The organism is Massilia agilis, assembly GCF_024756255.1.
Taxonomy (GTDB): Bacteria; Pseudomonadota; Gammaproteobacteria; order Burkholderiales; family Burkholderiaceae_D; genus Telluria; species Telluria agilis.
The window spans coordinates 474,534-498,188 of sequence record NZ_JANUHB010000001.1; the positions used below are offsets into that span (position 1 = coordinate 474,534).

Annotated in this window: 18 protein-coding genes; 11 read left to right on the forward strand and 7 right to left on the reverse strand. The window is 69.5% G+C overall.

From position 1 onward, the window contains the following. Window positions 1–42: 42 nt before the first annotated feature. Window positions 43–1,659, reverse strand: a complete 1,617-nt coding sequence (locus tag NX774_RS02090) for a methyl-accepting chemotaxis protein (protein ID WP_258820493.1) — start codon at window positions 1,657–1,659, stop codon at window positions 43–45. 191 nt (window positions 1,660–1,850) lie between these two features. On the opposite strand from NX774_RS02090, the gene NX774_RS02095 reads away from it, so the two are divergent. From NX774_RS02095 to NX774_RS02110, 4 genes are all read left to right on the forward strand, one after another. Next, window positions 1,851–5,879: a Pls/PosA family non-ribosomal peptide synthetase gene (locus NX774_RS02095; RefSeq protein WP_258820494.1), complete on the forward strand. Its 4,029-nt coding sequence runs from the start codon at window positions 1,851–1,853 to the stop codon at window positions 5,877–5,879. Further along, a complete protein-coding gene (locus tag NX774_RS02100) occupies window positions 5,876–6,475 on the forward strand; it encodes a 4'-phosphopantetheinyl transferase family protein (RefSeq protein ID WP_258820495.1) in 600 nt (199 codons plus the stop codon). Before NX774_RS02095 ends, NX774_RS02100 begins: the two co-directional genes overlap by 4 nt. 102 nt (window positions 6,476–6,577) lie before the next feature. After that, window positions 6,578–7,822, forward strand: a complete 1,245-nt coding sequence (locus NX774_RS02105) for a metal-dependent hydrolase (RefSeq protein WP_258820496.1) — start codon at window positions 6,578–6,580, stop codon at window positions 7,820–7,822. 84 nt (window positions 7,823–7,906) lie between these two features. Next, the gene (locus tag NX774_RS02110) at window positions 7,907–8,230 is read left to right on the forward strand and encodes a hypothetical protein (protein WP_258820497.1); all 324 of its coding nucleotides are present in this window, start codon (window positions 7,907–7,909) and stop codon (window positions 8,228–8,230) included. A 170-nt stretch (window positions 8,231–8,400) separates the two neighbouring features. Here NX774_RS02110 and NX774_RS02115 read toward each other — a convergent pair whose 3' ends face one another. The 3 genes from NX774_RS02115 to NX774_RS02125 form a co-directional block, all read right to left on the reverse strand. Continuing rightward, complete coding sequence (locus NX774_RS02115) at window positions 8,401–10,263, reverse strand: glycosyltransferase family 2 protein (RefSeq protein ID WP_258820498.1); 1,863 nt, start codon at window positions 10,261–10,263, stop codon at window positions 8,401–8,403. Beyond that, window positions 10,257–11,240 (reverse strand): ribose-phosphate diphosphokinase, encoded by a 984-nt coding sequence (locus tag NX774_RS02120; protein WP_258820499.1) that lies wholly within the window; start codon window positions 11,238–11,240, stop codon window positions 10,257–10,259. Before NX774_RS02120 ends, NX774_RS02115 begins: the two co-directional genes overlap by 7 nt. A gap of 71 nt (window positions 11,241–11,311) precedes the next feature. Next, window positions 11,312–12,673 carry a nicotinate phosphoribosyltransferase gene (locus NX774_RS02125; RefSeq protein ID WP_258820500.1) on the reverse strand — a complete coding sequence of 454 codons (1,362 nt, stop codon included), beginning with the start codon at window positions 12,671–12,673 and terminating at the stop codon, window positions 11,312–11,314. Window positions 12,674–12,811: 138 nt separating this feature from the next. Here NX774_RS02125 and NX774_RS02130 point away from each other — a divergent pair, with 138 nt between their 5' ends. Beyond that, window positions 12,812–13,867: an NAD(P)-dependent alcohol dehydrogenase gene (locus NX774_RS02130; RefSeq protein ID WP_258821429.1), complete on the forward strand. Its 1,056-nt coding sequence runs from the start codon at window positions 12,812–12,814 to the stop codon at window positions 13,865–13,867. Further along, a complete protein-coding gene (gene mgtA, locus NX774_RS02135) occupies window positions 13,868–16,546 on the forward strand; it encodes a magnesium-translocating P-type ATPase (RefSeq protein WP_258820501.1) in 2,679 nt (892 codons plus the stop codon). 13 nt (window positions 16,547–16,559) lie between these two features. Here mgtA and NX774_RS02140 read toward each other — a convergent pair whose 3' ends face one another. After that, window positions 16,560–17,009: an Hsp20/alpha crystallin family protein gene (locus NX774_RS02140; protein WP_258820502.1), complete on the reverse strand. Its 450-nt coding sequence runs from the start codon at window positions 17,007–17,009 to the stop codon at window positions 16,560–16,562. Between the two features lie 163 nt (window positions 17,010–17,172). On the opposite strand from NX774_RS02140, the gene NX774_RS02145 reads away from it, so the two are divergent. Together NX774_RS02145 and NX774_RS02150 are read left to right on the forward strand one after the other, a co-directional pair. Beyond that, window positions 17,173–17,667, forward strand: a complete 495-nt coding sequence (locus tag NX774_RS02145) for a universal stress protein (protein WP_258820503.1) — start codon at window positions 17,173–17,175, stop codon at window positions 17,665–17,667. Further along, a complete protein-coding gene (locus NX774_RS02150; RefSeq protein ID WP_258820504.1) occupies window positions 17,664–18,716 on the forward strand; it encodes a hypothetical protein in 1,053 nt (350 codons plus the stop codon). Before NX774_RS02145 ends, NX774_RS02150 begins: the two co-directional genes overlap by 4 nt. Window positions 18,717–18,896: 180 nt before the next feature. On the opposite strand, the gene NX774_RS02155 is transcribed toward NX774_RS02150, so the two are convergent. Further along, entirely contained in the window at window positions 18,897–20,414 is a 1,518-nt protein-coding gene (locus NX774_RS02155) for a bifunctional aminoglycoside phosphotransferase/ATP-binding protein (RefSeq protein WP_258820505.1), read from the reverse strand. A gap of 141 nt (window positions 20,415–20,555) precedes the next feature. Here NX774_RS02155 and NX774_RS02160 point away from each other — a divergent pair, with 141 nt between their 5' ends. From NX774_RS02160 to NX774_RS02170, 3 genes are read left to right on the forward strand one after another with little or no spacing between them, the layout of a single operon-like run. Beyond that, a complete protein-coding gene (locus tag NX774_RS02160; protein WP_258820506.1) occupies window positions 20,556–21,662 on the forward strand; it encodes a GGDEF domain-containing protein in 1,107 nt (368 codons plus the stop codon). A 54-nt stretch (window positions 21,663–21,716) separates the two neighbouring features. Next, on the forward strand, window positions 21,717–22,169 hold the full coding sequence (locus NX774_RS02165) for a hemerythrin family protein (protein WP_258820507.1): 453 nt from the start codon (window positions 21,717–21,719) through the stop codon (window positions 22,167–22,169). A 12-nt stretch (window positions 22,170–22,181) separates the two neighbouring features. Next, complete coding sequence (locus tag NX774_RS02170; protein WP_258820508.1) at window positions 22,182–23,018, forward strand: universal stress protein; 837 nt, start codon at window positions 22,182–22,184, stop codon at window positions 23,016–23,018. Window position 23,019: 1 nt separating this feature from the next. On the opposite strand, the gene NX774_RS02175 is transcribed toward NX774_RS02170, so the two are convergent. Continuing rightward, the gene (locus tag NX774_RS02175) at window positions 23,020–23,559 is read right to left on the reverse strand and encodes a DUF488 domain-containing protein (RefSeq protein ID WP_258820509.1); all 540 of its coding nucleotides are present in this window, start codon (window positions 23,557–23,559) and stop codon (window positions 23,020–23,022) included. Between the last annotated feature and the right edge of the window lie 96 nt (window positions 23,560–23,655).

The following is a 23,655-nucleotide window of genomic DNA, read 5'->3' on the forward strand; positions in this document are numbered from 1 at the left end:
ATGCCGGCCGCAGGGTGCGGCTCGGGTCGATTATGTAAAAGTTTATTGATCCGGCTCAGCCAGTTCCTTGACGTGCATCAAATATGTCGGAGTCGGAGTGGGCATGTAACCTTCTTCCGCCAATTTGAACAGCGCGACCGCCCGCACCAGCCGTGTTGCGTCTTCGGCAACGCTGGACGAGGCCATCGCCGATTCCTCGACCAGCGCGGCGTTCTGGCGCGTGATCGTATCGAGCGCGCCCATTGTCGCATTGACCTGGTCGATGCCGTCGTGCTGCTCGGCGCTGGCGCGGCTGATGTCGTTCATGACCGCCACCGCGCCCTGCACCGCCACCACCACGTCGCGCATGGTGCGCCCGGCTTCGTCCACCAGCGCGCTGCCCTGCTCGACCTGCATGGCCGACTCCTCGATCAGCGCCTTGATCTCGCGCGCCGCGCCGGCCGAACGCTGGGCCAGCGCGCGCACCTCGTCCGCCACCACCGCGAAACCGCGTCCGCCCTCGCCTGCCCGGGCCGCCTCCACCGAGGCGTTCAGCGCCAGCAGGTTGGTCTGGAACGCGATCCCGTCGATCAGCGCGATGATGTCCACGATGCGGCTGGCCGAGGTGCTGATGCGCCCCATCGTGGCGCCCACGCGCTCCACCGCCTGGCCGCCGCGGCTGGCCACCCCGGCCGCGCCGCTGACCATCTCGTCGGCGCGGCGCGCGCTTTCGGTGGCCTGCCCGGCCGCCGCCGCGATCTGCTGCAGGCTGGCGGCGGTCTGTTCCAGGCTGGCGGCCTGCGACTCGGTGCGCGAGGCCAGGTCGGCATTGCCGGCCGCGATGTCGCGCATCGCGCCCTCGATCGAGCGCACGTTCACGCGCACGTCGCCGACCAGCGCGGTCAGGTTCACGTTCAGCTGGCGCAACGCGGCCAGCAGCCGGCCGATGTCGTCGCTGCCGCCCTGCGGACAGGCGTGGCCCAGGTCGCCGCCGGCCATCGCGTACAAGGCATCGGTGGCGGCGGCGAGCGGCCGCACCAGGCTGCGCCGCAAGTCATACCACGCTGCCAGCGTCACGGCGGCGCCGAGTGCCGCGAGCACGCGCCACAGCGTGTCGCCGGCGGCCACGGCGAGCGCAGCCATCAGCACGGCCTGGCCACCCATCAGGAGCGCGAGCCGGTCGCTGAACGGCAGGCCACGCAAGGCGGCAATCCGCGCCCGCAACCCGGTGGGCGCGACCTTGCCATGCCGTAGGACGATGCCATGGGCCGGGGTCGAGCGCATCCGGCGGTACAGCGCGTCGGCGGCTTCGACCTGCTCGCGCGCCGGCTTGGTGCGTACCGACATGTAGCCAACCGTGCGCGAACCTTCGCGAACCGGTACCACATTGGCAACAACCCAATAGAAATCGCCATTCTTGCGGCGATTTTTCACCAGTCCGGTCCACGGCTGGCCGGCCTGGAGCGTTTTCCACAGGTCGGCGAAAGCTTCGGGGGGCATGTCCGGGTGGCGCACGATGTTGTGCGCCTTGCCCAGGACCTCCTGTTCCGAAAACCCGCTCACCTCCACAAAGGTGGGGTTGACGTAGGTGATGCGCCCCTTGGTGTCGGTCTTGGACACGATGCACTGCCCGTCCCGCAGCAGGTACTCGGTCGCCGTCACCGGCATGTTTTCGCGCACAACTATCCTTATTGCCCGGGAGCACTGAAAGTGCCGCAGTGTAAGCCTGATGTCAGACTCGTATTCTTGATCTAGATCAAAAAATTCTCTAAAACATGCTTGTAGAAGAAAAAGTCCGTGGCCAAGCCTCACGCGCGAGCGAAATGCTGTACGCTCTCACGGATGTGCCTGTTTCAAATTCCCCGCCGTTGATGAGTGACCTCACCCTTGCAGAACGGCATCCTGAAGTGCTGTACGGCCCGGCGCAGCCCGAACTGCTGCGCGAAGAAATCCTTGCTGACCTGCTCGAAGCGACCGCCCGGCGTGTGCCCGGCCAGGTTGCGCTGATCGAGGGCGAGCGCCAGATCACCTATGCCGAACTGGACCGGTTGGCCGGCCTGGCCGCCGCGCGCCTGCTCGAGGCCGGCATCCGGCCCGGCGACATCCTGGGCCTGTGGCTGCCGCGCGGGATCGAACTGTTGGTCATGCAGGCGGCAATCGCCAAGGCCGGCGCCGCCTGGCTGCCGGTGGATGCCGACACACCAGCCGAGCGGCTGCTGGTGTGCATGGAAGACGCCCGGGCCGCGGGCCTGGTCAGCAGCGCCGGCATGGCGCCGCAGCTGGCCCAACTGGACCGCCCGCTGTTCACCGCCGAAGACCTGCTGGCCGCGCCGCCGGAGGGCTTCGTGGCGCAGCGCCGCGGCGCGGTGTCGCCAGACGCGCCGGCCTATGTCATTTACACATCGGGTTCGACCGGCAAGCCGAAAGGCATCCTGATCAGCCAGCGCAGCATCTGCCACTTCCTGCGCAGCGAGAACGAGGTGCTGGGCGTACGCGAGAGCGACCGGGTGTACCAGGGCTTTTCCGTGGCATTCGACATGTCGTTCGAAGAGATCTGGATCTCGTACCTGGTCGGCGCCACGCTGTGGATCGGCCCGCGCGAGGCGGCCGGCGACCCGGAGGCGCTGCCGCGCCTGCTGGACGAGAACCGGGTCACGGTGCTGCACGCGGTGCCGACCCTGCTGGCCCTGTTCGCGCAAGACGTGCCGTCACTGCGCCTGATTAACCTGGGCGGCGAGATGTGCCCCGAGACCGTGGTGGAGCGCTACGCGCGGCCCGGGCGCCAGATGTTCAATACCTACGGGCCGACCGAGGCCACGGTGTCGGCCAGCCTGGCGCGGCTGGCGCCGGGGCGCCCGGTCACGATCGGCAAGCCGCTGCCCAACTATGGCCTCTTGGTGATTGCGGCCGGCGGCGAGCCGGGCGGCCTGGCGCTGCTGCCGCGCGGCGAGACGGGCGAACTGTGCATCACCGGGCCGGGCCTGGCCGCCGGCTACCTGGGCCGGCCCGACCTGACCGCCGAAAAATTCCTGCCCAATCCCTGGTCCGTCGGCGACCACGACGCACGCCTGTACCGCACCGGCGACCTGGCGCGCATCCTCGACGATGGCGAGGTGGTGTGCCTGGGCCGGACCGACGACCAGGTCAAGATCCGCGGCTTCCGGGTCGAACTCGGCGAGATCGAAGCGGTACTGGCGCAACTGGAAGGCGTGGGCACGACCGCCGTGCTGCTGCGCCGCGACGACGGCATCGACCGGCTGGTCGCCTACCTGGTGCCCAAGCACGGCGCGAGCGAAGAGGCGCTGGCGCCGTCCGCGCTCCGCCAGCAGCTGGCGACGCGGCTGCCGCCGTACATGGTGCCCAGCCGTTTCGAGCAGCTGGCCGAGATGCCGCGCCTGACCTCCGGGAAGATCGACCGCAAGGCGCTCAAGGCGATGCCGTTGTCGGCGCCGCCGGCGGGCGATGCGGCCGACTCGGACATTGCCGAGACGCCGGCCGAGGAAGCGCTGTTTGCCGCGCTCGGGAAGCTGTTCCCGGGCCAGCCGATCCGGCGCGAGCTGGACTTCTTCAGCGACCTGGGTGGCCACTCGTTCTTTGCGGCGCGCCTGGCGTCGAGCCTGCGCGCCGATCCGCGCTTTGCGCACATGACCGTGCGCGACATCTACCAGCAGCGCAAAATCGGCCTGATCGCCGCCGCCCTGGGCGAATCGGCCGGCACCGGCAGCGCGCAGGAAGAATGGACGCCGCCGCCGGCAGGCAAGCGCTGGCTGTGCGGGCTGGCGCAGCTGGCCGCGGTGCCGGGCCTGGTGACGCTGCGCATGGCGCAGTGGCTGGCGCCGTTCTTCACCTACCACTTCCTGACCGGCGACCCGGGCGACTCGGTGGCGCGCGCGATCGCCGCCTCGATCCTCGTGTTCCTGCTCGCCACGCTGATGGAGTTCGCGGTGGCGATCGCCGGCAAGTGGCTGGTGGCCGGCCGCCTGAAGCCGGGCTCGTACCCGCTGTGGGGCGTGACCTATTACCGCTGGTGGCTGGCGGACCGGCTGGTCGAGTCGGCGCCGAGCTACCTGCTGTCGGGGTCCTCGCTGTACAACTGGTGGCTGCGCGCGCTTGGCGCCAAGGTCGGGCGCGACGTGGTGATCGGATCGATGACGCTGCGCGCGCCGGAGCTGCTGTCGATCGGCGACAACGTCAGCGTCGGCAATGCGGTCAACTTCGAGAACGCGCGCGTGGAGCGCGGCTGGCTGCGCCTGGGCGCGATTCGCCTGGACGACGACGCCTGCGTGGCCTCGTACGCGATCCTGGAAGGGAACACGCGCGTGGGCAGGCAGGGCCACCTGGAGGGCCAGTCGGCGCTGCCCGACGGCGCCGCCGTGCCGGATGGGCGCGTGTGGAGCGGCTCGCCCGCGGTGGATGCGGGCGCATTCGATCCGGCCAGCCTGCCGCCGCGCCCGCGCGTGTCGAAGGCGCGGCTGGCGGCCGAGGCGGCATTCTTCGTCACCGGCATGGTGGCGGTGGCCACCCTGTTCTTCATGCCGGTGTTCCCGAGCTTCGTGCTGATCGACTGGTTCGACGAGCAGGACAAGCTGCACTGGCTGCAGGGTTCGAGCGTGACCATCCAGCTGGCGCGCTACTTCGTGCTGGCCTTCCCGGCGAGCGCGGTGCTGATCGTGCTCACGGCGCTGGTCTCGGCCGCGATCCGCTGGGGCGCGCTGCCGCGCCTTTCGCCGGGGCGCTCGCCGATCCACAGCCGGACCTACTGCGCCAAGTGGCTGGTCAGCCATATCCAGGAGTCGAGCCTGAACGTGCTGCACGGGATCTACGCGACCGTGTTCGCGCCGTTCTGGTACCGGCTGCTGGGCGCCAAGGTCGGGCGCGATGCCGAGATCTCGACCGCGCTGGGCGTGGTTCCCGACATGCTCACGCTCGGCGACGAGACCTTCATCGCCGACGCGGTGATGCTGGGCGACGAACAGATCGACGGCGGCTGGATGACGATGCAGCCGACCGTGGTGTCGCACCGCAGTTTCGTGGGCAACGGCAGCTACATCCCGGACGGCACCGTGCTGCCCGAGCACGTGCTGGTGGGCGTGCACACGCACGCGCCAGGCAACGCACAGATGAAGAGCGGCGACACCTGGCTGGGTTCGCCCCCGATCCACCTGCCGGCGCGCGAGCAGGTCAGCGGCTACCCGGAAAAACTGACCTACCGGCCGTCGCCGCTGCGCCGGCTGGGCCGCGCGCTGGTCGAGGGATTTCGCATCGTCGCGCCGCATGCGGTGGTGATCGCGGTCGGCTACACTGTGGTGCTGGACCTGATGCCGATCGCCGGCGCCGGCCGCTGGGGCGAGGTGGTACTGGACCTGGCGCTGGTCGGCCTGGCCTACGGCGTGGGCAACTACCTGCTGGTGGCGCTGCTCAAGTGGGTGCTGCTGGGCCGCTACCGCAAGCGCGCCGCGCCGATGTGGACGCCGTTCGTGTGGCTGTCCGAAGGCGTGACCAACCTGTACGAGGGCATCGCGGTGCCCAACTTCATGCGCTACCTGCGCGGCACGCCATGGCTGCCACTGGCGTTCTGGCTGCTGGGCTGCCGCATCGGCCGCGGGGTGTACATGGATACGACCGACATCACCGAATTCGACTGCGTGAACATTGGCGACTACAGCGAACTGAATGCGCTGTCGTGCCCGCAAACGCACCTGTTCGAGGACCGCGTGATGAAGATCGACCACGTGGAGATCGGCAGCCGCGTGTACCTGGGCCCAAGGAGCGCCGTGCTGTACAGCGCGCGGGTGGGCGACAATGCGCGCCTTGGTCCGCTCACGCTGGTGATGAAGGGCGAGCATATTCCGGCCGCGACCAGCTGGGCCGGCCTTCCAGCCGCGCTGGCGAGGTCATGATGGAAGCGCCAGTGGAAGTGGCATGGTGGCCGGCACAGCTGGCGCCACGGGAAAACGGCCTGTATGTGATCGGCGTGCGTGGGGACGGCGAGCGGCAGGCGGCGCGCCGCCGCACCCGGCAGGCGCTGTGCGAGGCGCTGGCCCAGCTGTACGGGCTGGCGGTGGACCAGATCATGATCCATTTTTCGGCCGGGCGTGCGCCCGCCGTGTCGTTTCTGGGCGCGGCGGGCATGGCGCCGCCCGGGATTTCGATCAGCCATGACGGCCCATTGTCGGTGGCCGCGATTCATACGCGCGGCCTGGCGGGGGTGGACCTGATGCGGGTGCAGGAGGCGCCGGACTGGCGCCAGGTGGCGCGCGACTACCTGCCGCCGCACGTGCTGGACCTGCTCGAAGCCAGCGCGCCCGAGCGGCGCCCCGCCTTGCTGGCGCGCGCGTGGACCGAGCACGAGGCGCGCCTGAAATGCCACGGCCGCCAGCTCACCGAGTGGAGCGGGCTGGCGCTGCCGGCGCGCTGCCACGAGCTCGTGCTGCCGGAGGGCTTCGTGGGCGTGGTGGCAGCATTCGTGCTGGAGCGTAACAAGCAGGACGCGTAGGGTGGGAACACCGTGCCCACGCGGCGACACGCGGCCGTAAAAGACCCGGCAAGCGGGCCACGGCGCTGCCTCCCCACGCCACCCGACAGGTAATATTGCGGGATGGATAACATCAGCCACTCGCTTGCCGGCCTCGCCCTGGCAGAACTTGTCGACCGCAGTCTCGCGCCCGAGCCCGATCCCGGGCGGGCCCGCACCCGCCACCGGCTCCTGCTGGTGTCGTGCTGGGTGGCCAGCAATTTCCCCGACCTCGACCTGGTGCTGACGCCGCTGGCGCCGCAGCCGCTCGGCTACCTGCTGCAACATCGCGGCCACACGCACACGCTGGCCGGCCTGTTGCCGCAGGCGCTACTGTTGCTGGCGCTGCTGTGGCTGTGGCCCGCCGCCCGCGCGCTGTTGCGGGAAAGCCGGGCCACGCTGCGCGCCACCGTCGGCCTGGTCGCGGCCGGGCTGGCGCTGCACCTGGGCATGGATTACCTGAACGTGTATGGCGTGCATCCCTTTTTCCCGTTCGATACGCGCTGGCTATACGGCGACATGGTGTTCATTGTCGAGCCTGTCTTCTGGATCGTGCTCGGCGCCCCGCTTGCCGTACTCGCCGGTCCGGGAATCGCGCGGCGGGCCGCCTTGGCGATGCTGGTGGCGTTGCCGGTCCTGTTCACGGCGCTCGGCTTCTTGCAGTGGGGATCGCTGGCCGGCCTGGCGCTGGCCGGCGTGACGCTCGCCTGGCTGCAATGGCGCAGCCGCGTGCGGGGCCGCAGCGCGCTGGGGCTGGGACTTGCGCTGGCCGCGCTGTTTGTCGCGAGCCAGGGGCTGGCCGTGCGGAGCGCGCGCGCGCTGGTGGCCACCCAGCCCCGGCAGGGCGAGCTGGTGGACGCGGCCATGTCGGCCTTTCCGGCCAACCCGGTTTGCTGGTCGTTCGTGGCGGTGGAGCTGGACCGGCAGGCCGGCCAGCTGCGGCTGCGGCGCGGGTTAATCAGCCTTGCGCCGGAGCTGGTGCCACCGCAATCCTGCCCCGCCCGTATCGCAGGCCCGGCCCCGGCCGCCGGGACGCCAGCGGGACCAGCCAGCCTGGCCTGGCAGTGGGCGCAGAGCATGCCGCTCGCCCGGCTGCGCGCGCTGCAGCAAGAGGATTGCCGGGTGGACGCCTGGCTGCGCTTTGCCCGCGCGCCGTCCCTGCAGGACGACCTGGCCACCGATGCCCGCTTCGGCCCGCCGGGCGGCGTGAATTTTTCGACCCTGTCGGTGGCGCCCGGGTTGTCGGCTGGCGGCTGCACGTTCGCGGTGCCTGGCTGGGGCTACCCGCGCGGCGACGTGCTTGGACTGGATGCGCATACAGGGCATTGAACTTTTTTGCACATGTTTGAGCGCTGGGGCAGCTCCTGCTCAAAAAAAGGATTAATATTTCCAGTTGCAAATCCCGGAGATGACATGAAAGCGCGTCTTGCCACCTTGCTGCTCGCCCTGCCCGCCTGCGCCATCGCGTCCCCGTTCGGCGTGCTGACCGGCGCTGCGATCCCGCAGGTGCTGGAACAGCAAAGGCAAGAGGCGGCAAGAAACGCCCAACCACAGCAGGCCAAAGCCGCGCGCACGGACGCCCAGCGGGCCGACGCAAAACTTGTCAAACATGCGGACCCTGCGGCAACCAGCCCGGTGTCCGCCTCCCCCGCGGCGCCCGATACCAGCGCGCGTCAAGCAGACGCCGAGCACCCTGCCGCGCAACCGGCCGCAGAGGTGCTGATGGCGTCGGATTAGTCCCACTTTCAACAAACCGCTCACAGAGCTTTGGCATGGCGGGCCATGCGCCATCTGGGCGCCGCGCGCGGCGCCCTGGCACCGGCATGGCCGTGCCAGCCGCTGCCAGCCACCGCGAGCCACCGACGGCGCCCGACTGCGACCACCGGCTGCCGGCCGCTACCATCTGCTCAAGCCGGCCGGCGCGGCCCCGGTTCCGCGAGCTCGATCACGGTCCGGAAGAACGCCACGAGCGCCGGCACATGGGTGTCAAAACAAAACTGCAGCCGCTGCGACCACACCTGCTCGCGCAACTGGCGCATCCGCTGGCCGTCGTGCAGCATGGCGCCGAGCTCGTCGATGGAGCGGTACGCCAGGCCCAGGCCGAAGCGCCGCGCCAGCGCCTGCGTGGCGACCACCGCGCCCTCGTTGTCGCGCTGAATCATCGGCAAGCCGGCCGCCGCCAGCGTGGAGATGCGCGCCGGGTAGTTGAGGTCGTCCCAGTTGGCGCGCCGCAGTTCGCCGCCGTTGTCGCTGGCAAAGGCGTGCAGCCAGCCGGCGTCGTAGCGCGAGAACTCTTCCACCCAGCACGCCTGGTCAACGTTGGCGTGCAGGTGCAGGTAGCCAGGCGCCAGCTGTTTGGCCTGGGCGATCCAGTCACGCCACTGGCCGTGCGTAAAGTCGCCGTAGAAGTGCAGGTGCACCTTGTGCCGCGCCAGCTCGGCGACCGTGGGCGGGTGCAGGCCGATGGGCCGGCCGGGCACCACCGTGTGCACCTCGCCGTCCCGCGCGGACAACAAGGGCGAACGCGTCTGCGTGAACCAGTCGCGCTTGGGAAGGTCACCGTCCAGCACCAGGCACGGACGCGTGGTGGACAGCTTGGGCACCACGGTGTCGAACCAGTCGCGCATTTCGGGGCTGCTGAAGATGCGGCCGTCGGCGTAGCGGTATAGCTCGACCAGCTGCGGCCAGCTTCCCTTTTCCAGGCAGATGAACGGTCCCTCCTTGAAGTGCCAGACGAAGGGGATGCCGGCCGTGGCCATCAGCACCTCGTGTGCGAACGGGACCGTTTGCCAGTTGAGCTGGGCGTAGATGATGTCCGGCCGGATGCGCGCCAGCGCCTCGCGCCAGCCGCGCTGCGGCAGCTCGGTGACGTGGCCGAACGGCAGCGGGCCGACGGTGTTGAACCAGTACGGAGTGCGCGTCCACAGCCCGTACAGCCGGTGCCCCTGCTCCTCCAGCGCGAGCACCCGGTCGGCGTTGTAGGCCAGTTCTCCGGCCAGCACGATGCTCAAGCCGTCGGGCGATGGCGTGGATGCCGGCCGCATGCGCTGGGCGCGGTACTGTTCCACCTCGTCGATAGCGTTGCCGCAGCTGGTGTGAAACCGCAGTGGCTGGCTCACGCGGTAGAAGGCGCGGAACGGATTGATGCCGCCCAGCGGTTCCTGCATCAGCTTGTGCCGCTGCAGCGGGTGATCCACCCATTCGCAGCTGACCTGCCCGGTGCCGGCAAAGCGCCCAAGCGCGCGCAGGCGGCCCCAGAACAGCCGTTCGAGGTCGTCGGACTCCAGCTCGTCGCGCTCGGTCCAGCGCAGGGCGGTGCGCCGGTGCATGCATTGCACCAGCTGGAGCCAGCTGCCGTGAACGGGTCCCAAGGCGTAGCGGTTGTAATGATGGCGCACGCCAGAAAATGCGAGCACGGCGTCGGGCTCGTCGTCCAGGCAGGCCGCCAGCTGGGCGAGGTGGTCGCGGTACACCACGTCGTCAGTCGGCAGGTAGGCCAGCAGCGCCGCGCGCGCCTGCGCCAGGCCCGTGTTCAGCGCGACGCCAAGCCCGCCGTTGGCCTCGCGCCGCACGTAATGGATGCGCGCATCGGCCAGGAAGGGCTCGACCGCGAGACCAGTGTCGTCGTCCGCGCCGTCGTCCACCACGATCGCTTCCCACGCGGCCAGCGACTGCGCCAACAGGCTGTCCAGCGCGCGGGCAATGAAGTGCGCGTGGCCGTAGGTTGGCAGGATCACGCTCACCCGCGGTGGCGCAGGTGGCGTCACCATGCCGACAGCTCCGAGACCGAACCACCGTTGTGCATGCGCCGGATGGCTTCCGCGAACAGCGCGCTGCAACTGAGCACGGTCAGGTGCTCGGGCAGGCTCTGGTCCTGCCGGAACGGTGCCACGCTGTCGGTGACGACCACCGCATCGAGGCCGGCGCCATTGAGCACGTGCGCCGCGCCCGGACTGAACAGCCCGTGGCTGGCGGCGGCAAACACGCGCGTGGCGCCCTGCTGGCGGCAGGCCTGGGCGGCGCGCGCCAGCGTGTGGCCGCTGTTGACCATGTCGTCGTACAAGATGGCGGTCTTGCCGGCCACCTCCCCCACCAGCAGTTCGCCGGTGAGCTTGTCGGCCTTGCGGTATTTTTCGCAAAAGGCGGTGCCGACCGGCTTGCCCAGGCCCGCCTCCAGGCATTTGCGAAAGCGGTTGGCGCGCTTGGCGCCGCCAGTGTCCGGCGACACCGTCACCACCTCGCTGTCGTGCAGCAGCGGCATGAAGTGCTTGGCGAACAGGTTTGCCCCGTCGAGCTGCTCGGTGCCGCAGCGGAAGGCGTTCTGGAAGGCCGCCAGGTTGTGCGCGTCGAGCGTGAGCAGCGAATCGGTGCCCACCGCCTCGAACAGCGTGGCGATGTAACGCAGCGTGAGCGGGTCGCGCGGGTTGGTCTTGCTGTCCTTGCGCGCATAAGCCAGGTAGGGCACCACGGCCGTGACGCGCGCGGCGGCCGCGTCCTTGAGCGCGCCGATGAAGAACAGGAGCCGGCACAGCTTGTCGTTGACGCTGAAGTTGCCATCGCCATGCAGCGACTGCACCACGAACACGTCGTTGCCACGCACGTTGTCGAGCGCGCGCGCCTTGTGCTCGCCATCGCCGAACTCGCGTTCTTCGTGCGCAGCCGGCGCCACCCCGAGCCAGCGCGCGACCTGCTCGCCGAACTGGCGGCTGGCATTCAACACGAAGAGTTGCAAGGTATCGGTGAGCATGGGATGACGGGACAGCCGGTTCGGCGATGGACACAGCTTAGGGTGCCGCGCCAGGCCGGGCTTGCGCCACATCAGCCGTGCGCAGGCTGGCGCGGCGCCGGGTTCAGGCTCGCGCGCACCTGCCGCGCCAGCGCGTCCAAGGCCTCGGACACGATCACAGGATAGGCAGCCACTTCGTCAAGCCGCCGCAGCGGCGCCGGCAGCGCATCGAGCTGGGTGCGCAGCAATGCGCGCGCGGCCGGCAAGCCGCCGTGCGCATCGATGCGGCGGCCGGCGCGCATCACTGGTTGCAGCAGGGGCAATCCGCTGTCCTGCTCGCCCTCGAGCGCGACCAGGTCCGACAGCATCTCGCCGCGCGGCCCGTGGCGCCGGAATACCTGCTTGGCGCCCGGCCAGGTAGCCTTGCCGGACGAAAGCTTCAAGGTCGGCCGCCCCGCGTAATCGACCAGTTTGTACGCGCAGTCCAGGTAGGGCGCGTCGGCCGAGGTGTTCATGCGCGTGCCCACGCCATAGCCCTGGATCGGCGCGCCGGCACGCTCGAGCGCATCGACCTGCGCCTCTTCCAGGTTGCCGCTGGCGAAGATGCCGATGTGCCGGCAGCCGCCCTCGTCGAGGATGGCCCGCACGCGGCGCGCCGACTCGCCCAGGTCGCCGCTGTCGATGCGCACCGCCTCCACATGCGCGCCGGCCCGTTCCAGGCCCGGGCTGATCTGCGCCACCAGCCGCGCGGCGGCCTCGGTGTCGTAGGTGTCGATCAGGAAGGTGACATGCTCCGGGCAGGCGCCGGCGTAGGCCTCGAAGGCCTGCTGCTCGCTGGCGTGCGCCTGCACGAACGAGTGCGCCATCGTGCCGAACACGGGAATGCCGAAGCGCAGGCCGGCTTGCAGCGTCGCCGTGCCGTCGAAGCCGGCCAGCCAGGTGGCGCGCGCGGCCAGCAGCGCGGCTTCCGCCCCGTGCGAACGGCGCATGCCGAAATCGACCAGCCGCTTGCCGCGCGCGGCGAGCACGCAGCGCGCCGCCTTGGACGCGACCATGGTCTGGTAATGCAACAGGTTGACGAGCCGGCTCTCGACCAGCTGGGCCTGCGGCAGCGGCGCGCGCACGCGCAGCAATGGCTCGCCCGCGAACACGATCGTGCCTTCCGGCACCGCGTCGACGTCGCCGGTAAAGCGCAAGCCCGCCAGCGCAGCGAGGAACCCGGGATCGAAGCGCCCGAGCGCGCGCAATTGCTCCACCTCCACCGGATCGACTGCCAGTGTGCCGAGGTAGTCGAGCGCCTGCGCCAGGCCGGCAGCCACGAGGAACGAACGCGGCCCCTGGCTGCGCACGAAGAATTCGAACACCGCCTGCGCATCCATGCCGCTGCGGTGGTACGATTGCAGCATGGTCAGCTGGTACAGGTCCGTCAGCAGCGCCGACGCCGCTCGCTCCATCGCACCTCCGTGGCATCAGGTGTCAAGCCTATGCAGGTGCTGCGTCCAGCATTTGACCGGGCACAAAGCGGCGCGCAAACCACGCCGCCCACGTCGGGTCGAAACCATATGCGCTCCGCCACTGAACAGGAGACCACCATGCGCATGATGAAAGCAGCGGTGTTCCGCGGCCCCGGCCGCATCGTGCTCGACGAAAAGCCCGTGCCCACCCCGGGTCCCGGCGAGGCGCTGGTCAAGGTCACGACCACCACGATCTGCGGCACCGACATCCACATCCTCAAGGGCGAATACCGGGTTGACCCCGGGCGCACCATCGGCCACGAGCTGGTTGGCACGGTGGCCGAGCTGGGGCCGGGCGTGAACGGCATCCAGGTCGGCCAGCGCGTCATCGCCGGCGCCATCACGCCCTGCGGGCAATGCAACTTCTGCCTGGACGGGCACCAGGCCCAGTGCACCGGCCACGCCACCGGTGGCTGGCGCTTCGGCAATACCATCGATGGCTGCCAGGCCGAGTACGTGGTGGTGCCATTCGCAAACGCCAACCTCGCGCCAGTGCCGGACGAGCTGTCGGACGAGGAAGTGCTGATGTGCCCGGACATCATGAGCACCGGCTTTGGCGGCGCCGAAAGCGGACGCATCCGCATTGGCGACACCGTGGCCGTGTTCGCGCAAGGGCCCATCGGGTTATGCGCCACCGCCGGGGCGCGCCTGCGCGGCGCCACCCGGATCTTCGCGGTGGACGGGATCGACACGCGGCTCGACATGGCACGCCGGCTGGGCGCGGACCACCTGATCGACTTCCACCGCGCCGACCCGGTGGCCGAGATCATGCGCGAAACCGGCGGGCGCGGCGTGGACGTGGCGATCGAGGCGCTGGGCACCCAGCAGACCTTCGAAAGCTGCCTGCGCGTGCTCAAGCCGGGCGGCATCCTGTCGAGCCTGGGCGTGTACTCGGGCAAGCTGGCGCTGCCAATGGACGCCTTCGCGGCCGGCCTGGCCGACCAGAAGATCGTGACCACGCTCTGCCCCGGCGGCAAGGAACGGATGCGCCGGCTGATGAATGTGATCGGCGCGCGCCGGGTGGATTTGAAGCCCCTGGTCACGCACCGCTTCCGGTTATCCGACATCGAGCAGGCTTACGAGCTGTTCGGCGCGCAACGCGACGGCGTGCTCAAGGTCGCGATCACGCCGTAGATGCGTGCGCCTGAGCCGCCCGGCCCCGGCCACGCCGCACCGGTTCCAGCCCTGCCGGAGCTGGCACGGCTTGCGCCCGAGGCGGCACTGGCGGCCCTGTCGAGCGCACGCGCGGGCCTTACGGCGGATGAGTCTGCCCGCCGGCTGGGGTTGTACGGGCCAAACGCGGTCGCGGTCGCGCCGCGCCTGGGCGCCGCGCTGCGCTTTGTGCACGTGCTGGCCAGTCCCCTGTCACTGCTGCTCCTTGGCCTGGCCATATTGAACTTGGTCAGCGGCCAGGCCCTGCCGGCGCTGGTAATTGCCGTCATCGTCGTGCTGTCGTCGCTGCTGACCTTTGTGCAGGAATACCGCTCCGACAAAGCCGCCGCGGCGCTGGCTGCGATGGTGCGGACCACCGTCACCGTCCTGCGGCCCGGCCCGGATGGCAACGCCGAGCGGCACGAGGAAGCCCTGGCCAGCCTGGCGCCGGGCGACCTGGTCCAGCTGTCAGCCGGTGACAGCGTGCCGGCCGACCTGCGGCTGCTGGAATCGCGCGACCTGTTCGTCAGCCAGGCCGCGTTCACCGGCGAATCGATGCCGGTCGAAAAATTCGCCGTCCCCGTCGACCAGCCGCCGGACAGCCTGCCGGACCTGCCCAACATCGCCTTCATGGGCAGCACAGTGCTGTCGGGCAGCGCCACCGCGGTGGTCGCGATCACCGGCCGGCACACCAGCTTTGGCGCCATTGCGGCTGCTGCCGCCGGCGCGCGCGAACTCACCGACTTCGACCGTGGCATGGACCGCTTCGTCCAGCTCATGCTGCGGGCGATGCTGGTGATGATGCCGCTGGTGTTCCTGGTCAATGGCCTGGACAAGGGCAACTGGCTCGAAGCCTTGTTGTTCGCAGTCGCGGTGGCCGTGGGGCTGACGCCGGAGCTGCTGCCGATGGTGGTCACGATCAACCTGGCGCGCGGCGCGCTGGATATGGCCGGGCAGCGCATGATCGTCAAGCGCCTGAACGCCATCCAGAACCTGGGCGCCATGGACGTGCTGTGCACCGACAAGACCGGCACGCTGACCCAGGACCGCGTCATTTTGGAAAGGCACGTCGACATCGACGGCAACGATTCGCAGCGCGTGCTGGAATATGCCTGGCTCAACAGCTTCCACCAGACCGGCCTGCACAACCTGCTCGACCTGGCCGTGCTGGAACACGCGCAGGTGCAGCACCTGCGCCAGGGCGCCGGCTACGTGAAGGTGGACGAGCTGCCGTTCGATTTTGCGCGGCGGCGCATGTCGGTGGTGCTGGCGCGCCCGAACGGCCAGCGGCTCCTGATTTGCAAGGGCGCGGTGGAGGAAGTGCTGGCGGCCTGCCGCTATGTGCAGCGCGAGAACGACCACCAGCCGCTCGAGTCGGCCCACGGCGTCGTGCTGGCGGACGTGGTGCGGCGCCTGAACGAAGACGGCATGCGCGTGATCGCGGTTGCGGTGCGCGAACTGCCGCCCGGGCCGCACACCCTGACAACCGAAGACGAGCGCGACTTGGTGCTGGCTGGCTACATTGCCTTCCTCGACCCGCCCAAGGAGACCGCCGCCGCCGCGCTGCGCGCCCTGGAACAGGCCGGCATCGCGATCAAGGTGCTGACCGGCGATAACGACGCAGTCACCTACAGCGTGTGCCGGCACGTCGGGCTGGCGGTACAGGCGCCCGTGCTCGGCCACGACCTGGACGGCATCACCCCGGCCCAGCTTGCCGCCCGCGCCGAAGCCGGCTCAGTGTTCGCGAAGGTGACGCCGCAACAGAAGGCCGACATCATCCGCGCCCTGCAGGACGCCGGCCACGTGGTCGGCTACCTGGGCGATGGCATCAACGACAGCATTGCGCTCAAGAGCGCGGACGTCGGCATCTCGGTGGACAGCGGCGCCAGCATCGCCAAGGAGTCGGCCGACATCATCATGCTCGAAAAGGACCTGGTGGCGCTGCACCGCGGCGTGCTGGAGGGACGCAGCGTGTTCGGCGACATCGTGAAATACCTGCGCATGAGTGCCAGCTCCAACTTCGGCAACATGCTCAGCGTGGTTGGCGCCAGCCTGCTGCTGCCCTTCCTGCCGATGGCGCCGCTGCAAATCCTGCTCAACAACTTGCTGTACGACGTGTCGCAAACGGCGCTGGCCAGCGACCGGGTTGATCCTGACTTCCTGCGCCAGCCACGCCGCTGGCACACGGCGGACATCCGGCGTGCGATGTTCGTGCTCGGGCCGGTCAGCTCGCTGTTCGACTACGCCACCTTCGGCCTGCTGTGGTTCGTGCTGGGCGCGTCCAGCCAGCCGGCCCTGTTCCAGACCGGCTGGTTCGTCGAGTCCTTGCTGTCGCAAACGCTGGTGGTGCACGTGATCCGTACCGACCAACTGCCCTTTGTCCAGAGCCGGCCCAGCAACGCCCTGCTGGCGACCACCATGCTGGTTTGCCTGCTTGGACTCTGGCTGCCAAGCTCGCCGCTGGCGCCCGTGCTCGGCTTTGTGCCCCTGCCCACCCTGTACTGGCTGGCCCTGCCGGTGCTGCTGATGGCCTACCTGGCCCTGGTGCAGAGCGTCAAAGGCCGGTCGCGCTTGTCCGCAGTGGCGCTCGCGCGGCCGGGGCCGGCAAGCGCGCCTGGCCACAGCCGGCTCGCCGACCGCACGGGCAAGCTGGGCTTGTAAAGCGGGCCCGCGCTCAGCTCACCTGCACCTTGCTGGCGCCGCCGGGCGCCTTCTTGGGCAGGCTCAGCTCCAGCACGCCGTCCACATAGCGGGCGCTCGCCTTGGCGTCGTCCACGTCCTGGTCGAGCGTGAAGGTTCGCTGCTGCTGGCCATAGTACAGCTCGCTGCGCACCACGCGCTCGCCCTGCTTTTGCTGGTCCTCGCGCCGCGTTTCGGCACTGATCGAGACGCGGTTGCCCTGCACCTCGACCTTGATGTCCTCTTTCTTGACACCCGGGATTTCGGCGCGCACCGTATAGGCCTGGTCGTTCTCGGACACGTCGAGCCCGATCATCGGTATTTCCTGCAGGTCGCGCGCGCCGCCGCGCGGGGCCAGGTCGCTGAAAATGTCCTCGAAGGCGCGCAGCGGCGTCATGCGGCGCAGTTCGCCGATCGGGTCGAACCGGGTCAGGTTGGTGGCCATGTTGCTCTCCTGTCATGTTCCGATGCCACGTCCACCCGGGCGCAGCTTTCGATTTTGACCGGCCTGCAGCCGCGCTTGCAGCAATGGAGGATTTGACGTACATCAAGGACTTCCCGTGACGCGGCGCACAGACTGACCAGGCACTTTCGAGGAGCACACAACCATGTACAAGAAGATTCTCGTCCCCACCGACGGTTCCGAGCTGTCCAACCAGGCCGTCACCTCCGCCATCGACTTTGCCCGCCTGTGCCAAGCGCAGATCGTCGCGCTGTCGATCGCCGAACCGTATCCGATGGTCCCTGCCGCCGAAGGCGCGATGGTGATCGACCCCGGCTTCGAAACCCGCACCCTGCAGGAACTGGCGCAGCAGACCGTGGACAAGGTGGCCAAGGCCGCCCGTGCCGCCGGCCTGGAATGCACGGCGCTGACCGCGGTGTCGATGGCGCCGGCCGACGAAATCATCCATGTGGCCAAGGAACAGGGCTGCGACCTGATTTTCATGGCCTCGCACGGCCGCCGCGGGCTGTCCAAGCTGCTGGCCGGCAGCGTCACCCAGAACGTGCTGGCCTACTCCACGATCCCGGTCATGGTGCTGCGGCCCCGCGCCGAGAACGGCAAGCTGCACGTGCCGGAGAGCTCGGCCGCAGCAAGCCAGTGAACTGGGCGCGGCCCGCCTGCGGGCCGCCCCCACGCCGCACCACGCCCGGGCTCGAAGCGAAGGTCGCCTTCCTGCGTGCGCCGGGCAACTACCCCGAACCCACCTTCCGGGTCGAGGCACTCGAAACCCACATGTCGTGGGTGTTCCTGCTCGACCATCACGTCTACAAATTGAAAAAGCCGGTGCGGCATGAGCTGCTCGACTTTCGCACCCTCACCGCGCGCCACCGCTTTTGCCTGGCCGAAGTCAAGCTGAACGAACGGCTGGCGGCCGGCATCTACCTGGGCCTGGCCACCCTCACCTGCGACCGGCGCGGCCACCTGGGCATCGACGGGCGCGGCAGCATCGTGGACTGGCTGGTCCGCATGCGGCGGCTGCCGGCCGAGCGCATGCTCGATTACGCCCTCGCGCACGGCACGCTGGCCGACGGCGACCTGCGCCGCCTGGCCGCGCGCCTGGTGGCGTTTTACCGCAGCCTGGATCCCGAAGCGGTGGACCGCGCCGCCTGGCGCGAACGGTTTCGCCTGCAGATCGAAGCGAACCGCCGCGGACTGGCCTCGCCGCTGTACGGGCTGCCGTCCGGCCACGTGCGCCAGTTGGCCCGCGACCAGCACGCGGCGCTGGACCGGCTGGCGGCGCTGCTGGATCAACGGGTTCTTTCCGGCTGCATTATCGAAGGCCATGGCGACCTGCGGCCGGAACACGTCTTCCTTGGCGAGCCGGTCGCGGTGATCGATTGCCTGGAGTTTTCGCGCATGCTGCGCCTGGGCGATCCGGCCGACGAGCTTGCGTTCCTGGCCATGGAGTGCGAGCGTCTGGGGTCGCGCGTGGCCGGCCAGACGCTGCTGCAGGAATATGCCGCGCTGTCCGGTGACGCCGTGCCGGGCGAGTTGCTGCACTTCTACCAGAGCTGCCGCGCCAGCACCCGCGCACTGATCGCCGCGCGGCACCTGCTGGACGAACGGTTCCGGCATTCGCCGCACTGGATGCGGCGCGCGGGGCAGTATTTGCAGCTGGCGGAGGAGCACATTCGGTGCGCGGCGGCGTGAGGAACGCAGTGCCACGACGGCCCCGATCCGTGCCCCGCGACGTCACGTGGCGTAGGGTGGGCAGGTCCTCCTGCCCACGCGTTCAGCCAACGCAGACAGGCCAGCGCACACTGATCGGCACGGCAAGCTGTCGTTGAACGCGTGGGCAGAATCTGCCCACCCTACTCCTGTCTGCCTTAGTCAACCCGACAGCAAGCGCTCCACGTTTGCCCGCAGCCTTTCAACGGCGCCCGCCGACTCCGTATCCACCACCACCGTGCGCGCCATCTCCGACGCGTCCAGCGGCTCGGCGCTACCAAGCTGCAGCGCAAGCACGCCCTCGTCCGCCTCCGACGGGTCACGCCCCGCCGCGCGCCGCTGCACAATGCGCGCGCGCATCGTTGCCACGCTGGCCCTCACGTCCACGATGACCCATGGGACACCATGTTCGTCCGCCAGCCGTGCGCAGGCGTCGCGCTCTGCCCGCGCAAGATGGCAGGCATCGACGACTACCGGATAACCAGCATCCACCACCGCACCGGCCAGCACCCGCAGCCGCGCATAGACCGCGTCGCTGCTTGCACGGTCGTAGCAGTGCGGATCGACGCCGGCCGTGCGGCCACGCTCGACATCGGACCGAATCTGCACCGCGCCCAGTTCCTCGACCAGCTCGCGCGCAATGCTCGACTTGCCGCTGCCCGAACATCCATGCATCACGATCACCGCCCCGCGCCGCGTACTGGCCGCCGCAAGCGCGGTGTCGAGCAGGCGCCCCGCCTCGCCGTCCCCGGGCTCGCTTTGCCGCGCGCGCAACAGGGCAACCTTGGCGCGCACCAGGGCGCACTCGACGACGTAGTAACGCAGCACCGCAAGCCCCGCGTAGTCGCCGCCCTCGGACAGATACCCGTTCAGCAGCCGCGCCGCCAGCCGCCCCTGGCCACGCTGGTGCAAGTCCATCAGCGTGAAGGCAAGGTCGTGCAGCACATCAATCCAGCGCAGCGCGGCGTCAAACTCGATGCAGTCGAACGCCATCACCCTGTCGTCCAGCGTGAGGATGTTCGCGCAATGCAGGTCTCCATGGCAGGCGCGAATTGCGCCGGCACGCCGCCGCTGTTCGAAGCACCCCGCCAGCCGCACTGCTTCGTCCCGCCGCCACCGGCCCAGCCGGTCAACCTGCGCACTGCCCCCGGCCAAGGGCAGCAGCTCGTCCACGTTGCGCTCTCCGGCCCGCGCGATCGCGCCGGGTTCGCCCCACGGCGAGCCGGACGGGGCCCGGGCAGCGCCGGCATGGAACCGCGCCAGCAGCGCGGCAAACTGGTCGATTTCGGCCACCCCAAGCTGGCCATGCGCCACCCGCTCGCTCCACAAGGCGGACTGCGGAAAGGCGCGCATGTGCACCGCCACCTCGATGGCTGGCGCCGCGCCAAGCCGTGGCGCTGACGGGGTGCCGCCAATCTCGGCCACGCCCAGATACAAGCCCGGCGCAAGCGCGGCGTTCAGCGCGACTTCTTGCTCGCAATAGTGCCGGCGTAAGGGCAGCGTGGCGTAATCGAGGAACTCCAGCCTGAGCGCCTTCTTGATCTTGTACGCGTCTGCCCCGGCCACGAGCACCCATGACACGTGGGTTTCGTACAGCGCCACCGCCACCCCGGCCGCGCGCAATTGCGCGGCCAGCGCCCCGACCAGCGCCGCCTGCTGTTCCAGCCTGCCCTCTGCCATTGCCTGCCCTTCAATCACCCGACCAGCATACCGTACCACGCACGCCCCCGCCACGACAAACGCCTGAGGCCGAGCAGCACGTCTGTCCGAACTCACCGCCGCCGCCGTGGTCTCTCACCCATGGACCGGCAGGAGGGCATCATGCCGTTCGGCATACCCTTGGGCGAGCGCCTGCCCGAACACGACGAGCACGCGCTTGAAACACATCACAATGCAACGGTGGCCAACATGCTGCCCGCCTGCGGCGCCCTGTTCGGCGCCACCGTGATCCTGTTCGTGCTGTGGGACTACTGGATCGCGCCGGGCAGGGTCGCCCTCACTGCCCCGGTGCGCATTGCGCTGGTCCTGCTCGGCTCGGTTGGCTACCGCCAGCACCGCCTGCGCTGGAGCGCCGTGCAGCGCGCCGGCTTCGTCTATGCCACGCACGCCAGCGCAATGATCGTCGCGGCCTCGCTGCTGCCCAACGGCATCCTTCTCGGGCTGGCGGGCATTGCCGCCTCGGTGTTCCTGGTGCCGCTGGTGGCGCTCACCGGCGCCGCCTTCGTGCGCATCCTGCTGGTGCCGTCGCTGCTGCTGTTGGTGCTGGGTGCAGCCAGCTTGTCGCCGTATGGCCTGATCAATTCGGCCCTGCTCTATGGGTTTGCCGTGGCGCTGGCCGCCGCCATCATGGTCGTGGTCGGGGCCTTCCGGCGCCAGGCCTTCCGTTCCGAGCAGCGGCTGCTGCACAACGCGCGCCACGACAGCCTCACCGGCGCCGCCAACCGCGGCTACCTGGCCGAACTGGGGCAGCGTGCCGTTGCCCTGGCCCGGCGCCACACCCACCCGCTGGCGGTGGCCATGATCGACATCGACCACTTCAAGCGCGTGAACGACCTGTACGGCCACGCAACCGGCGACAACGTGCTGCGGCACCTGGTGAAGACCTGCATGGGCAGCCTGCGCGAGGCCGACCTGCTGGGGCGCTTCGGCGGCGAGGAATTCGTCTGCATCATGCCCGAAACCGGCGCCGAGGAAGCGATGGCCTGCGCCGAGCGCATGCGCAGGAGCGTGGAGACGCAGCGCGTGGACAGCGGCAAGGGCACGCTGTCCTTCACGATCAGCATCGGTGTCGCCGTGCTCCATCCTTCAATGGGCGACTGGGAGTCCTTGCTCAGGGATGCCGACGACGCGCTCTATCTCGCCAAGGGAAGCGGACGCAACCGCTCGATTCTTTCCGCCGCCAGCGCCCACGGCGCCGCCGCATCATAAGCGTGGAACCCGGCCGCCCGCGCGCCTTCTAACCGCTTTGGAACGAGGGCACAAATGGATCTGCCGGCATCACCCACCAACGCACGGCCGCTCGCGGCCGCAATCAGCGCAGGCCGCCGCGCCGTGGCGCAGCGCATGAACGCGCTCGCCTGCGCCACCGACGAGCAAGCAGCCGAGTGTTTCGTCAACCTGGTGGCCGCCCTCGAGCAGTCGTTCCGCGTCGAGGAACAGGTGATGGAAGCGACCAATTGCCGCGCGCTGCGCCAGCACCGCGAAGCGCATGCGCGCGTGCTGTGTGCCCTGCACCAGGCCGCCTCGCGCATCGAAAGCGGCGACGCCGTGCTGGCGCGCGAGGCGGTCGTGTTGCTCGCCCGTTTCCTGCGCATGCACCGGCCCGCGATCGACCAGGCCTTGCTCGCCGCGCCCAGATCCACCATCCCGCGCACGGCCACCCGGGCCTGTTGCGCAAGCCGGGGCCGCACGCGCCCGCTGCAGCGCGTCATCTGAGCGGGAACGGCAATGGAATGGAAAACCATCCTCGTCCATGCCGACCCGTCCGCGCACGCCGCCAACCGCATTGCCTGCGCCGCGCGCCTGGCCAGCGACTTTGGCGCGCACCTGGTGGGCATCTCCACCACCGGCATCTCGCGCCACGTCTGCGCGGAGTATCCCAGCACGCCGGGTGACATCATCCACGGCTACCTCGACCCGATCTACGCCGGCGCCAACCGCTGCCTGGACGAATTCGAGCACATCGTGCGCTCTGCCGCCGTGCCCAGCTGGGAGCGCCAGCTCGTCAGCGACCTGCCCGAGGACGGCCTGGCGCGCCGCGCAGCGTTCTGCGACCTCGTAGTGGTCAGCCAGAACGACCCGGCCGAATCCACCTCGCTGGTCGTGGCCGACCTGCCCGAATACGTGGTGCTCAACTGCGCGCGCCCGGTGCTGGTGGTCCCGTACACCAGCACCGGTGGGCCGGCCGGCCGGCGCGCGCTGGTCGGCTGGAACGGCAGCAACGAGGCAGTGGCCGCCGTGGCGAGTGCCCTGCCCATCCTGGCGCGTGCCGAGCAGGTCACCGTGGCGATGTTCGACCCGCCGCAGCTGGACAGCCCCGACGGCGTGCATCCCGTGGCGGACCTGGCCGCCTGGCTCGCGCGGCATGGGGTCAAGGCCGAGGTGCTGGTCCGGCATGCCAACGTGGATGCCGGACTGGCCCTGCTTGCGCTGGCCGGCGAAACCGGCGCCGACCTGCTGGTGATGGGCTGCTACGGCCACGCGCGCCTGCGCGAGCTGCTGCTGGGCGGCGCCACCGACACCGTGTTGCGCGCAATGACCATGCCGGTGCTGATGGCGCACTGACTCAGGCCTCGCCCTCCGGCGCCGGGTAGGTGATGCGCGTGCCGTCCACCTGCGCGAACGGGGTCAGGGCGTGCGGCTTGCGCTTGTGCGGTCCCATGATGTGCTCGACCGGGATGCCGCGCACCACCAGCGCATCGGCCACCATCGAACGGTGGCAACGCCACGGCACCGCCTCGGCGCACATCAGCGCGCACGGCACGCTCTGCGCCAGCGCGGCCAGCTCATCGACATTGTGCGCAAACTCGGGCGTCTGCATGTAGTCGGCATAGCCGCGGAACGACGCGTTGCGCCAGCCCTTGTTCGGCGAATCGGCGCGCGCGTGGCGCAGCCCGCCCAGTCCCGCAATATGCCGGTACTCGATCCCCGCGGCGGCGAGCGACCCGGGCAGCGTGTCGCGGTTGAACTGCGGATTGTGGCGCGAGCGCGGCACCGTGCGGATATCGAGCAGGCAGCCGATGCCGTTCTCCTTGAGCAGGCCGATGAATTCCTCGATCGGCCGCGTCGCGTGGCCGATCGTGCAGACGAGCGGTTTCTCCAACATGCACCCCGGTTCGGTTGAGTCCCCCATGATTGTCGCGCGAGCCGCCGCCGGGCGGCGCCCGGATCACCTTTCGGGTAATCTTGCTGCTTTCACATT